This is a genomic window from Citrobacter sp. CFNIH10, from assembly GCF_002934585.1.
GTDB lineage: Bacteria > Pseudomonadota > Gammaproteobacteria > Enterobacterales > Enterobacteriaceae > Citrobacter_A > Citrobacter_A amalonaticus.
The window spans coordinates 745173-758759 of the sequence record NZ_CP026216.1 but is presented as its reverse complement, the minus strand read 5'-3'; the positions used below and the strand labels follow the sequence as shown (position 1 = coordinate 758759).

Annotated in this window: 9 protein-coding genes; 8 read left to right on the top strand and 1 reads right to left on the bottom strand. The window is 55.5% G+C overall.

The features are described from left to right. The first annotated feature begins 206 nt into the window (after window positions 1-206). From csrD to tldD, 8 genes are all read left to right on the top strand, one after another. Window positions 207-2147: an RNase E specificity factor CsrD gene (gene csrD / locus C2U53_RS06950; RefSeq protein ID WP_104445752.1), complete on the top strand. Its 1941-nt coding sequence runs from the start codon at window positions 207-209 to the stop codon at window positions 2145-2147. A 308-nt stretch (window positions 2148-2455) separates the two neighbouring features. Then, window positions 2456-3499 carry a rod shape-determining protein MreB gene (mreB, locus tag C2U53_RS06935; RefSeq protein ID WP_000913396.1) on the top strand — a complete coding sequence of 348 codons (1044 nt, stop codon included), beginning with the start codon at window positions 2456-2458 and terminating at the stop codon, window positions 3497-3499. 63 nt (window positions 3500-3562) lie between these two features. After that, window positions 3563-4612 carry a rod shape-determining protein MreC gene (mreC, locus tag C2U53_RS06930; protein WP_104445751.1) on the top strand — a complete coding sequence of 350 codons (1050 nt, stop codon included), beginning with the start codon at window positions 3563-3565 and terminating at the stop codon, window positions 4610-4612. Next, window positions 4612-5100 carry a rod shape-determining protein MreD gene (gene mreD, locus C2U53_RS06925; protein WP_042998336.1) on the top strand — a complete coding sequence of 163 codons (489 nt, stop codon included), beginning with the start codon at window positions 4612-4614 and terminating at the stop codon, window positions 5098-5100. Before mreC ends, mreD begins: the two co-directional genes overlap by 1 nt. Window positions 5101-5108: 8 nt before the next feature. Next, entirely contained in the window at window positions 5109-5702 is a 594-nt protein-coding gene (locus C2U53_RS06920) for a nucleoside triphosphate pyrophosphatase (RefSeq protein ID WP_044327102.1), read from the top strand. Further along, complete coding sequence (gene rng / locus C2U53_RS06915; RefSeq protein WP_042998334.1) at window positions 5692-7161, top strand: ribonuclease G; 1470 nt, start codon at window positions 5692-5694, stop codon at window positions 7159-7161. Before C2U53_RS06920 ends, rng begins: the two co-directional genes overlap by 11 nt. Window positions 7162-7217: 56 nt before the next feature. Next, window positions 7218-11018: an AsmA2 domain-containing protein YhdP gene (gene yhdP, locus C2U53_RS06910; protein WP_104445750.1), complete on the top strand. Its 3801-nt coding sequence runs from the start codon at window positions 7218-7220 to the stop codon at window positions 11016-11018. Between the two features lie 77 nt (window positions 11019-11095). Beyond that, on the top strand, window positions 11096-12541 hold the full coding sequence (gene tldD / locus C2U53_RS06905; RefSeq protein WP_061069296.1) for a metalloprotease TldD: 1446 nt from the start codon (window positions 11096-11098) through the stop codon (window positions 12539-12541). Between the two features lie 91 nt (window positions 12542-12632). Here tldD and aaeR read toward each other — a convergent pair whose 3' ends face one another. Beyond that, window positions 12633-13562 carry an HTH-type transcriptional activator AaeR gene (gene aaeR / locus C2U53_RS06900; protein WP_042998331.1) on the bottom strand — a complete coding sequence of 310 codons (930 nt, stop codon included), beginning with the start codon at window positions 13560-13562 and terminating at the stop codon, window positions 12633-12635. Window positions 13563-13587: the final 25 nt, after the last annotated feature.

The window sequence follows — 13587 nt, the reverse complement described above, 5'->3', positions numbered from 1 at the left end:
AACCTGTCCTCAATTCTGCATGGTGGATTGGAAAATGACGTCTGAAGACTATACTCGCTAATTGAAACGTGAATCCGATGCAACGCAATAAATTGCCAGATACACCTGATTTGGTAGTATGCACTCACTCTTTGCGCAACCGGACGAATTTTGCGTTTGGTTAAGCAGTTTCGTGTCGCAATTCAACCGTCGGAGTTAACTCAAGGATGCGATTAACGACGAAATTCTCAGCTTTTGTCACGCTGCTCACCGGGTTAACGATCTTTGTCACCCTGATCGGCTGCTCGCTGAGCTTTTACAACGCCATCCAGTACAAGATGGCCCATCGTGTCCAGGCGGTGGCGACAGCCATTGACACGCATCTTGTTTCACGCGATTTCAAACAGTTAACATCGCAAATTGACGAACTGATGGTGTCTGCCGACGTCGTACGCGTCGATCTGCTGCAGGGTGAAAAGGTCATTTATAGCCAAACCCGTAACAGTAGCTATCGCCCGGTTGGCACCAGTAATCTCTTTCGCGAGCTCTCGGTTCCGCTGATGAAGCACCCGGGAATGACGATGGATCTGGTCTATCAGGATCCGATGGGCAACTATTTTCATTCACTGATGACGACGGCACCGCTCACGCTGGCCATTGGTTTTATTGTACTGATGCTGTTTCTGTCGGTACGTTGGCTACAGCGTCAACTTTCCGGTCAGGAACTGCTGGAGATGCGTTCGACGCGAATTTTGAATGGAGAACGGGGAGCCAGTGTACGGGGTACGGTCTATGAATGGCCGGCGCGCACCAGTAGCGCGCTGGATATGCTGTTGTCCGAAATCCAGAGCGCCCAGGAGCAGCGGAGCCGTCTCGATACGCTGATTCGCTCTTACGCCGCGCAGGACACCAAAACCGGCCTCAGCAATCGGCTCTTTTTTGACAACCAACTGGCGACGTTGCTGGACGATCAGGAGAAGATCGGCGCGCATGGCGTGGTGATGATGATTCGCCTGCCGGACTTTAACCTGTTGCGCGACAGTTGGGGGCGTAACCTCGCCGAAGAAGAACTGTTTAGTCTGATCAATTTATTGTCCACTTTTATGATGCGTTTTCCGGGGTCGCTACTGGCGCGCTACCATCGCAGCGACTTTGCCGTTTTACTGCCGCACCGCACTTTGAAAGAGGCGGAAAGCGTAGCCGGACAACTTTTAAAAGCAGTCGATGCACTTCCGACTAATAAAATGCTCGATCGTGACGATATGGTACATATCGGCATTTGCGCCTGGCGTAGCGGGCAGTCGACGGAACAGGTGATGGAACATGCAGAGGCGGCGACCCGCAATGCTGTGTTGCAGGGCGGAAATAGCTGGACGGTGTATGACGACTCGTTGCCGGAAAAAGGGCGTGGCAACGTGCGCTGGCGAACGCTGATTGAGCAGATGCTCAGCCGCGGCGGCCCGCGAATTTATCAGAAACCGGCCGTCACCCGGGACGGACATGTGCATCATCGGGAACTGATGTGCCGCATCTTTGATGGTAATGAAGAGGTCAGCACGGCGGAATACATGCCGATGGTGTTACAGTTCGGTTTATCAGAAGAGTATGACCGCTTACAAATAAGCCGCGTCATCCCGCTGCTAAACTACTGGCCGGAAGAGAATCTGGCGATGCAGGTGACGGTAGAGTCGCTGATTCGTCCACGTTTTCAGCGTTGGTTACGCGATACCTTGATGCAGTGTGAAAAATCGCAACGAAAACGCATAATTATTGAACTTGCGGAGGCGGATGTAGGTCAACACATCAGCCGGTTGCAGCCCGTTATCCGCTTAGTGAATGCATTAGGCGTTCGGGTTGCCGTCACGCAGGCGGGCTTAACGCTGGTGAGTACCAGCTGGATTAAGGAACTCAATGTGGAATTGATCAAGCTCCATCCGAGTCTGGTCAGGAACATTGAGAAGCGAACGGAAAACCAGTTGCTGGTTCAAAGCCTGGTGGAGGCGTGCTCAGGCACCAGCACCCAGGTTTACGCAACGGGTGTACGTTCGCGCGGTGAGTGGCAGACGCTGACAGCGCGTGGTGTTTCCGGTGGACAGGGGGATTTTTTTGCTGCCTCCCAGCCGCTGGATACCAATGTGAAAAAATATTCTCAAAGATACTCGGTTTAACCTGCCGTTTGTTCAGTTTTCACGTAGAATAACGCGCGCTGTGCCTTCATGGGGGTGTGCTTGTCTGCTCGCCATTTTGTAACAGCACATATGCAGGTGAATGACCTTAAACCGGTTGCAAATGAGGGCGAGGATTGCTGCTGAAGTACTCAGCCCTGAGGGACTCAGGTAGAGATTTGTAACAAAGGAAACGAACTGCACTAATTTTCACCGTAGCAGATGATTTTTGCGCCTTGTCGCTGCTGCGTGTGGTTGGTAAAGTAAGCGGATTTTGTTTTCCGCCCCAGCTTTCAGGATTATCCCTTAGTATGTTGAAAAAATTTCGTGGCATGTTTTCCAATGACTTGTCCATTGACCTGGGTACCGCGAATACCCTCATTTATGTAAAAGGACAAGGCATCGTATTGAATGAGCCTTCCGTTGTGGCCATTCGTCAGGATCGTGCCGGTTCACCGAAAAGCGTGGCTGCAGTAGGTCATGATGCGAAGCAGATGCTGGGTCGTACGCCGGGCAACATTGCTGCTATTCGCCCAATGAAAGACGGCGTTATTGCCGATTTCTTCGTGACTGAAAAAATGCTCCAGCACTTCATCAAGCAAGTGCACAGCAACAGCTTTATGCGTCCAAGCCCGCGAGTGCTGGTGTGCGTACCGGTTGGTGCCACTCAGGTTGAGCGTCGTGCTATTCGTGAATCCGCACAGGGCGCTGGCGCCCGCGAAGTCTTCCTGATTGAAGAGCCGATGGCGGCGGCAATCGGTGCGGGTCTGCCCGTTTCTGAGGCAACCGGCTCGATGGTTGTGGACATCGGTGGCGGTACGACGGAAGTCGCCGTTATCTCCCTGAACGGTGTGGTCTATTCTTCTTCTGTTCGTATCGGCGGCGATCGCTTCGATGAAGCCATCATTAATTATGTGCGCCGTAACTACGGTTCTCTGATCGGTGAAGCCACCGCAGAGCGTATCAAGCATGAAATTGGTTCTGCCTATCCGGGCGACGAAGTGCGCGAAATCGAAGTGCGCGGTCGTAACCTGGCAGAAGGTGTTCCTCGCGGCTTCACCCTGAACTCTAACGAGATTCTGGAAGCCCTGCAGGAGCCGCTGACCGGTATCGTTAGCGCGGTGATGGTTGCACTGGAACAGTGCCCGCCGGAACTGGCGTCTGATATCTCCGAGCGCGGAATGGTGCTCACTGGTGGTGGCGCGCTGTTGCGTAACCTTGATCGTCTGTTAATGGAAGAAACCGGTATTCCAGTTGTTGTCGCTGAAGACCCGCTGACCTGTGTGGCGCGTGGCGGCGGCAAAGCGCTGGAAATGATCGACATGCACGGCGGCGACCTGTTCAGCGAAGAGTAATCGGGTGCCGGCAGGAGAGCATTATGCTGTCCTGCCGACTCTGATACGAGAATACGCAAACTTATGAAGCCAATTTTTAGCCGTGGCCCCTCGCTACAGATTCGCCTTATTCTGGCGGTGTTGGTGGCGCTCGGCGTTATTATTGCCGACAGCCGCCTGGGTACGTTCAGTCAGATCCGTACCTACATGGATACCGCCGTCAGTCCTTTCTACTTTATTTCCAATGGTCCCCGTGAACTGCTTGATGGCGTCTCGCAAACGCTCGCCTCACGCGACCAGCTTGAGCTTGAAAACCGGGCGCTGCGTCAGGAACTGCTGCTGAAAAACAGTGAACTGTTGATGCTGGGGCAGTACAAACAGGAGAACGCGCGCCTGCGCGAGCTGCTGGGTTCGCCGCTGCGTCAGGATGAACAAAAGATGGTGACGCAGGTCATCTCCACGGTTAACGATCCCTACAGCGACCAGGTGGTTATCGACAAAGGCAGCGTGAACGGCGTTTACGAAGGCCAACCGGTAATCAGCGACAAAGGCGTTGTCGGTCAGGTCGTCGCGGTGGCGAAGCTGACCAGCCGCGTCCTGCTGATTTGTGATGCCACGCATGCCTTACCCATTCAGGTGTTGCGCAACGACATCCGGGTGATCGCGGCCGGTAACGGCTGCACCGACGATCTGCAACTCGAACACCTGCCAGCCAATACCGATATTCGCGTTGGCGATGTGCTGGTTACGTCTGGTCTGGGCGGTCGTTTCCCGGAAGGCTATCCGGTTGGCGTGGTCTCTTCCGTTAAGCTGGATACTCAACGTGCTTACACCGTGATTCAGGCGCGTCCTACTGCGGGCTTACAGCGTCTGCGCTATCTGCTGTTGCTGTGGGGGGCCGACCGTAACGGCGCCAACCCGATGACGCCGGAAGATGTGCATCGCGTGGCGAATGAACGTCTGATGCAGATGATGCCGCAAGTGTTGCCGTCTCCGGACATGATGGGGCCGCCGTCGCCCGTGCCTGCGCCAGCAACCGGTATCACGTCATCACCTGCCGCTCCGCCAGCGGGTGCGACGCCGCCTCCAGCGGGTGCGACGCCGCCTCCAGCGCGTGCGCCGGGAGGCCAGTAGTGGCAAGCTATCGTAGCCAGGGTCGCTGGGTTATCTGGCTCTCGTTCTTTATCGCTCTGTTATTGCAAGTGATGCCCTGGCCGGATGAGATCATTGTCTTTCGGCCAAACTGGGTGCTGCTTATTTTACTCTACTGGATCCTCGCCCTGCCGCATCGCGTCAATGTGGGCACAGGTTTCGTGATGGGTGCCATACTGGATCTCATTAGTGGTTCCACGCTTGGCGTGCGGGCATTGTCGATGAGCATCATCGCTTACCTGGTTGCGCTGAAATTTCAGCTCTTTCGCAATCTGGCGCTCTGGCAGCAGGCACTGGTGGTGATGTTGCTTTCGCTGGTGGTGGATATTATTGTTTTCTGGTCAGAGTTTTTAGTGATCAACGTCTCTTTCAGACCTGAAGTGTTCTGGAGTAGTGTAGTCAACGGAGTGCTCTGGCCGTGGCTTTTCTTGCTGATGCGTAAAGTCCGCCAGCAATTTGCAGTGCAATAAAGGTTTCTATGACATCTCTATACTTAGCTTCCGGTTCGCCGCGTCGTCAGGAACTGCTCACGCAGTTAGGCGTTTCTTTCGAACGTATTGTTACGGGAATCGAAGAAACGCGTGGCGAGGGGGAAAGCGCACAGCAATATGTGTCGCGTCTGGCGCGGGAAAAAGCCCAGGCCGGCGTGGCGCAGACGCCGCGCGATCTCCCTGTTCTGGGGGCGGATACCATCGTTATCCTCAACGGAGAAGTGTTAGAGAAGCCACGTGACGCACACCATGCGGCGCTGATGTTGCGCAAATTGTCCGGGCAAACGCATCAGGTGATGACGGCCGTTGCGCTGGCGGATAGCCAGTATGTGCTTGACTGCCTGGTGATGACCGAGGTGACGTTCAGAGCGTTGACGGATGCGGATATCGCTGACTATATCGCCAGCGGTGAACCGATGGATAAAGCAGGTGCATACGGTATTCAGGGGCGGGGTGGCTGTTTTGTCAGGAAGATAAATGGCAGCTATCACGCCGTAGTCGGCTTACCGCTGGTTGAAACGTATGAGTTGCTGAGCAATTTTAACTCACTGCGTGAGAAAAGGGATACACATGACGGCTGAATTGTTGGTAAACGTAACGCCATCGGAAACACGCGTGGCGTACATTGATGGCGGTATTCTGCAAGAAATTCATATTGAGCGCGAAGCGCGACGCGGGATCGTAGGCAATATCTACAAAGGTCGGGTCAGTCGCGTACTTCCGGGTATGCAGGCGGCTTTTGTAGATATTGGGCTGGATAAAGCCGCGTTTCTTCACGCTTCCGACATTATGCCGCACACCGAATGCGTGGCGGGTGAAGAGCAGAAGCAGTTTACTGTTCGCGATATTTCGGAGCTGGTGCGTCAGGGGCAAGATCTGATGGTGCAGGTGGTGAAAGATCCGTTGGGCACCAAAGGCGCGCGTCTGACCACCGACATCACTTTACCGTCTCGTTATCTGGTCTTTATGCCCGGCGCCTCGCACGTGGGTGTGTCTCAGCGTATCGAAAGTGAAGCCGAGCGTGAGCGCCTGAAGAAAGTGGTCGCTGAGTACTGTGACGAGCAGGGGGGATTTATCATCCGCACTGCGGCAGAAGGCGTTTGTGAAGACGATCTGGCGTCAGACGCCGCGTACCTCAAGCGCGTCTGGACCAAAGTGATGGAGCGCAAAAAGCGCCCGCAGACGCGTTACCAGATGTATGGCGAGCTGGCGCTGGCGCAGCGTGTACTGCGTGATTTTGCTGATGCACAGTTAGACCGCATTCGCGTGGATTCCCGTCTGACCTATGAAGCCCTGCTGGAGTTTACAGCGGAATACATCCCGGAAATGACCAGCAAGCTGGAGCATTACAGCGGACGCCAGCCGATTTTCGATCTCTTTGACGTTGAGAATGAAATCCAGCGAGCGCTGGAGCGCAAAGTGGAACTGAAATCCGGCGGCTATCTGATTATCGATCAAACTGAAGCGATGACCACCGTCGACATTAATACCGGCGCGTTTGTCGGCCATCGTAATCTTGATGACACCATCTTCAACACTAATATTGAAGCGACCCAGGCGATTGCCCGTCAGCTGCGACTGCGTAATCTCGGCGGTATCATTATTATCGATTTTATCGACATGAATAATGAGGATCACCGTCGCCGGGTTCTGCATTCGCTTGAGCAGGCACTGAGTAAAGATCGGGTGAAAACCAGCATTAACGGTTTTTCGCAGTTGGGTCTGGTGGAGATGACGCGCAAGCGCACGCGTGAGAGTGTGGAGCATGTGTTGTGCAACGAATGTCCGACCTGTCACGGACGCGGCACGGTGAAGACGGTGGAAACTGTCTGCTATGAGATCATGCGTGAGATCGTTCGCGTGCACCACGCCTACGACTCCGACCGCTTCCTGGTCTATGCTTCTCCGGCAGTGGCGGAAACCCTGAAAGGGGAAGAGTCGCACGCGCTGGCGGAAGTTGAGATTTTTGTCGGCAAACAGGTGAAAGTACAAATTGAACCGCTCTATAACCAGGAGCAGTTTGACGTCGTAATGATGTAAACCGATACGGTGCCGCGTGACGGGCGGCGCATTTTCAGGCAGACAAGGAGAGACGCGTGAGGCGATTGCCGGGGATATTATTGCTCACTGGAGCCGCGCTCGTCGTTGTCGTAGCGCTGTTGGTCAGTGGTTTGCGCCTGGCATTACCGCATCTCGACAGTTGGCGTCCGACGATCCTCAGCAAAATTGAGTCTGCGACGGGGCTGCCGGTCAAGGCCAGCCAGATCTCCGCCAACTGGCAAAATTTTGGACCCACTCTCGAAGCACGTGATATCCGCGCGGAACTGAAAGACGGCGGAGAATTTTCGGTAAAACGCGTTACCCTGGCGCTGGATGTCTGGCAAAGTTTGCTGCACATGCGCTGGCAATTTCGCGATCTCACCTTCTGGCAACTGAATTTCCGTACCAACACGCCGATTGAACGCAGCGAAAGCGGTGACGGTCTGGAAGCCAGCCGAATCAACGATCTTTTCCTGCGCCAGTTCGATCACTTCGATCTCCGCGACAGTCAAATCAGCTTTCTGACGCTATCCGGTCAGCGCGCCGAACTGGCGATTCCGCAACTGACCTGGGTTAATGGTAAAAACCGCCACCGCGCGGAAGGACAAGTCAGCCTCTCCAGTCTGACCGGTCAGCACGGCGTCATGCAGGTGCGCATGGATCTGCGTGATGATGAAGGGTTGCTGAATAATGGTCGGGTCTGGTTGCAGGCCGACGATATCGACGTGAAGCCGTGGCTGGGAAAATGGATGCAGGATAACGTGGCGCTGGAGACCGCGCGCTTTAGCCTCGAAGGTTGGATGACCATCAGCAAAGGTGAGATCGCCGGTGGCGATGTCTGGCTGAAACAGGGGGGCGCGAGCTGGAAAGGCGGCAATAACCTCCATACGCTCTCTGTCGACAATCTGACGGCGCATATCAGTCATGAACAGCCGGGCTGGCAGTTTTCTATTCCCGATACTCGCATCACAATGGACGGCAAGGCCTGGCCGCGCGGTGCGCTACAGCTCGCCTGGATCCCCGAGCAGGAAGTCGGTGGCGCAGACGGAAAACGCAGTGACGAACTGCGCATCCGCGCCAGCCATCTGGAGTTGACCGGGCTTGAGGGGCTACGCCCGATGGTGTCGAAGCTTTCGCCCGAGCTGGGTGACATCTGGCTTGCCACCCAACCGAGCGGAAATATCGATACCCTGGCGCTGGATATCCCGCTTCAGGCCACGGAAAAGACGCGTTTTCAGGCCTCATGGCGCGATCTGGCGTGGAAACAGTGGAAGCTGTTGCCAGGGGCAGAGCACTTCTCCGGAACGCTCTCCGGGAGTGTGGAAAATGGCGCGCTGACCGCGTCGATGAAACAGGCCAAAATGCCCTACGAAACGGTCTTCCGTGCGCCATTAGAAATTGAAGACGGCGTTGCCACGCTGAACTGGCTAAAGAATGACAACGGTTTTCAGCTGGACGGACGTAATATTGATGTGAAAGCGAAAGCGGTCCATGCGCGTGGCGGCTTCCGCTATCTACAGCCGACAGGCGATGACCCCTGGCTGGGGATTCTGGCGGGTATCAGCACTGATGACGGCTCTCAGGCCTGGCGTTACTTCCCGGAAAATCTGATGGGCAAGGCGCTGGTGGACTATCTCAGCGGTGCGATTCAGGGTGGAGAAGCGGAAAACGCGACGCTGGTGTATGGCGGTAATCCGTATTTGTTCCCGTACAAGCACAACGAAGGCCAGTTTGAAGTGCTGGTCCCATTACGCAATGCGAAATTTGCCTTTCAGCCGGACTGGCCTGCGCTGACCGACCTGAATATCGAGCTGGATTTCCTGAATGACGGCCTGTGGATGAAAACCGATGGCGTCAATTTAGGCGGCGTGAAGGCCACGAACCTGACGGCGGTCATCCCGGACTACGCCAAAGAGAAGTTGCTGATTGATGCTGATATTCAGGGGCCAGGCAAGGCGGTAGGTCCGTATTTTGACGACACGCCGTTGAAGGATTCGCTGGGTGCCACGCTTGAGCAACTGCAGATCGACGGCGATGTGAATGCTCGCTTACATCTGGATATCCCGCTGGACGGCGAATTAGTTACCGCAAAAGGCGATGTGTCGCTGCGCGATAATAGCCTGTTTATCAAACCGCTCGACAGCACCCTGAAAAACCTCAGCGGCAAATTCAGCTTTACCAACGGCAACCTGAAAAGCGAGCCGATGACGGCGAACTGGTTTAATCAGCCAGTGAACGTTGATTTCACCACCACGGAAGGGACGAAAGCCTATCAGGTTGCGGTGAATCTTAACGGTAACTGGCAGCCCGCTCGTACTGGCGTTCTGCCATCACAAATTAATGACGCGCTCAGCGGCAGTCTGACGTGGGACGGTAAAGTGGGTATCGACCTGCCGTATCATTCCGGCACGACCTACAACGTTGAGCTGAACGGCGATCTCAGGAATGTGAGCAGTCACTTACCTTCTCCGCTGGATAAAAGCGCGGGTGAGGCATTACCCGTTAAAATTAAAGCAACGGGCGACCTGCGCAGCTTTACGCTGACCGGTAGCGCCGGACAGGAAAATCATTTTAACAGCCGCTGGCTGTTAAATCAGAAGCTGACGCTGGATCGCGCGATCTGGACGGCGGAAAGCCGGACGCCGCCGCCTTTGCCTGAACGCGAAGGCATTGAGCTGAATCTGCCCGCGATGGATGGCGCACAATGGCTGGCCCTGTTCCAGAAAGGTGCGGCGGACAACGTTGGTGCCAACGCGAACTTCCCGCAACACATTACGCTGCGCACGCCAGCGTTAACGCTGGGCGGACAACAGTGGAACAACCTGAGCCTCGTGTCTGAACCGGCATCGAATGGCACTAAAGTCGAGGCGCAGGGGCGTGAGATCAACGCAACGCTGGCAATGCGCAATAACGCACCGTGGCTGGCAAATATCAAATACCTCTATTACAACCCCACCGTGGCCAAAACGGATAACAGCGACACGCCGGCATCGGCATTTGCATCCGTAGAACGCGTTAGTTTCCGTGGCTGGCCTGACGTCCAGTTACGCTGTGAAGAGTGCTGGATGTGGGGACAGAAATACGGACGCATCGATGCGGATGTGGCCATTCAGGGTGACACTCTGAACCTGAGTAACGGTCTGCTGGACACCGGTTTCACCAGGCTGACGGCGGACGGACAGTGGGTTAACACCCCTGGCAGCGAGCGTACCTCTTTAAAAGGAAAACTGCGGGGTAACAAAATTGACGCCGCGGCAGGGTTCTTTGGCGTCTCTACACCGATTCGCAACGCGTCGTTCAACGTGGATTACGATCTGCACTGGCGCAATCCGCCGTGGAAGCCGGAGGAAGCCTCGCTGAACGGCATTATCCGCACCCGTCTGGGTAAAGGGGAGATCACCGAGCTAAGCACCGGGCACGCGGGACAGTTGCTGCGCTTGCTGAGCTTTGACGCGCTGCTGCGTAAACTACGCTTCGATTTTAGCGATACCTTCAATGAAGGTTTTTACTTCGACTCCATTCGCAGCACTGCCTGGATCAAAGACGGCATATTGCATACGGACGACACGCTGGTAGACGGGCTGGAAGCGGATATCGCCATGAAAGGGTCGGTCAACCTGGTGCGCCGCGAGCTGGATATTGAAGCGGTGGTGGCACCGGAAATCTCCGCCACGGTGGGGGTAGCCGCCGCGTTTGCGGTGAACCCGATCGTTGGTGCGGCAGTCTTTGCCGCCAGTAAAGTGCTAGGACCGCTATGGAGTAAAGTCTCGATTCTGCGCTATCGGATCACCGGTCCGGTCGACAAACCACAAATCAACGAAGTCCTGCGCCAGCCGCGGAAAGAAAATTCGCAATGATTTGACGGGGGCAAGGAATTGCCCCACTCTCAGTACATAGATCCTCTATCTGCAGTCATTAACGAGTAGCAATAACGATGAGTCTGAACCTGGTAAGTGAACAATTGCTAGCGGCGAACGGCCTGAAACATCAGGATCTGTTTGCCATTCTGGGCCAACTGGCCGAACGTCGTCTTGATTACGGCGATCTCTATTTTCAGTCGAGCTATCACGAATCCTGGGTTTTAGAAGACCGCATCATTAAAGATGGTTCTTACAATATCGATCAGGGCGTTGGTGTTCGCGCAGTGAGCGGTGAAAAAACCGGGTTTGCCTATGCTGACCAGATCAGTCTGCAGGCGCTGGAACAGAGTGCGCGCGCCGCGCGTACCATCGTGCGTGACAATGGCGACGGGAAAGTGAAGACCCTCGGTGCCGTTGAGTATCCTGCGCTGTACACCTCTGTCGATCCGCTGCAAAGCATGAGCCGTGAAGAGAAGCTCGATATCCTGCGCCGCGTCGATAAAGTTGCCCGTGAAGCGGATAAACGCGTGCAGGAAGTGTCGGCCAGCCTGACCGGCGTGTATGAATTGATCCTCGTTGCCGCTACTGACGGGACGCTGGCCGCCGATGTGCGTCCGCTGGTGCGCCTGTCGGTCAGCGTACAGGTGGAAGAAGACGGTAAACGTGAGCGCGGCGCCAGCGGTGGCGGTGGGCGTTTTGGCTACGATTATTTCCTCGCCGATCTGGATGGCGACGTCCGCGCCGACGCGTGGGCGAAAGAGGCCGTGCGCATGGCGCTGGTGAACCTGTCTGCGGTCGCCGCACCTGCCGGGACGCTGCCCGTTGTGTTGGGGGCTGGCTGGCCTGGCGTACTGCTGCACGAAGCGGTGGGACATGGCCTGGAAGGGGACTTTAACCGTCGCGGCACATCGGTATTCAGCGGTCATATGGGCGAACTGGTCGCCTCTGAACTGTGCACCGTGGTGGACGATGGAACGATGGCGGATCGCCGGGGGTCGGTGGCCATTGACGACGAAGGCACGCCGGGTCAATACAATGTATTGATCGAAAACGGCATTTTGAAAGGTTACATGCAGGACAAACTGAATGCGCGGCTGATGGGCGTTGCGCCGACCGGAAACGGTCGCCGCGAGTCTTACGCGCATCTGCCGATGCCGCGTATGACCAACACCTATATGCTGCCGGGTAAATCCACGCCGCAGGAGATCATTGAGTCCGTAGAGTACGGGATCTATGCGCCAAACTTTGGCGGCGGTCAGGTGGATATCACCTCCGGTAAGTTCGTCTTCTCTACCTCAGAGGCGTATCTGATTGAGAACGGCAAAGTGACGAAGCCGGTGAAAGGGGCCACGTTGATTGGTTCGGGTATCGAAGCGATGCAGCAGATTTCGATGGTCGGTAACGACCTGAAGCTGGATAACGGCGTCGGCGTCTGTGGCAAAGAAGGCCAGAGCCTGCCGGTGGGTGTGGGTCAACCGACGCTGAAAGTGGATAACCTGACGGTCGGCGGCACCGCCTGACTGTCAGTTGCCGGATAGTGGTTTACGCCTGTCCGGTCAACAACTGATGCTCCCATAGGCCCGGTAAGCGGCAGCGCCACCGGGCAATTTCTCACTTTTCTTTTCCCCGACCATACATTCCCTGAAAAATCTGTGCCACGTCGACGAAATAGTCGGTCAAATAGTTAATCACTACCTGTACTTTCAGCGGCAGTTTGTCTTTTTCGGTATACAGTGCATAGACCGGACGCGGATCGGACTGGTAGCGCGGCAGTAAGATCTCAAGTTCGCCCCGGTTGATCTCATTGATCACCCACATCAGCGGGACGTAGGCAACCCCTGCGCCGGCGGTCAGCCAGCGGCTGAGGGTCATTGGATCGTTGGTCACAAAGCGTCCCTGTGGGATCAGTCGCGTGGAGATCCCTTCCGGGGCGATCAGCTCAAACTCATTATCCGGACGCACGCTGTATTCCAGCCAGGAGTGGTTGGTGAGATCGGCCGGTTTTTCCGGTGTCCCATACTGTGCGAGATAGCGTTTCGCCGCGCATAACACCATCGGCATTGCGCCCAGGCGACGGGAAAACAGGCTTGAATCCTGGAGGGCACCCACGCGGATAACCACATCCAGACCGTCGGCAATCAGGTCGGGGGCCGGAATACCGGTGACCAGATTGACCGTCAGGCCAGGGTGCTCTTTGAGCATTTTAGCGGTGATCCCCGCGAGGACATTTTGTGCCATGGTTGAAGAACAACCAATGCGCAGCGTACCAATCGGCGTGTTGTTAAAGGCATAAAGCTGCTCGTGAACATCCTGCACTTCATGCAGCATACGCCGACAGCCCTGATAATAAATTTTCCCGGCTTCAGTCAAGCCAATGCTACGCGTGCTGCGGTTCAGCAGCTTGACCTGCAGCTCATCTTCCAGTTTTGCCACCGTCTGGCTGATCGACGAAACACTCATTTGTAGCTGTCTGGCGGCGGCGGTGAAGGAACCAAATTCCACCACTTTCGCGAACACCGACATGCGCTTTAATCGTTCCATTATTCACTCTGGCTTAAAAGTGATT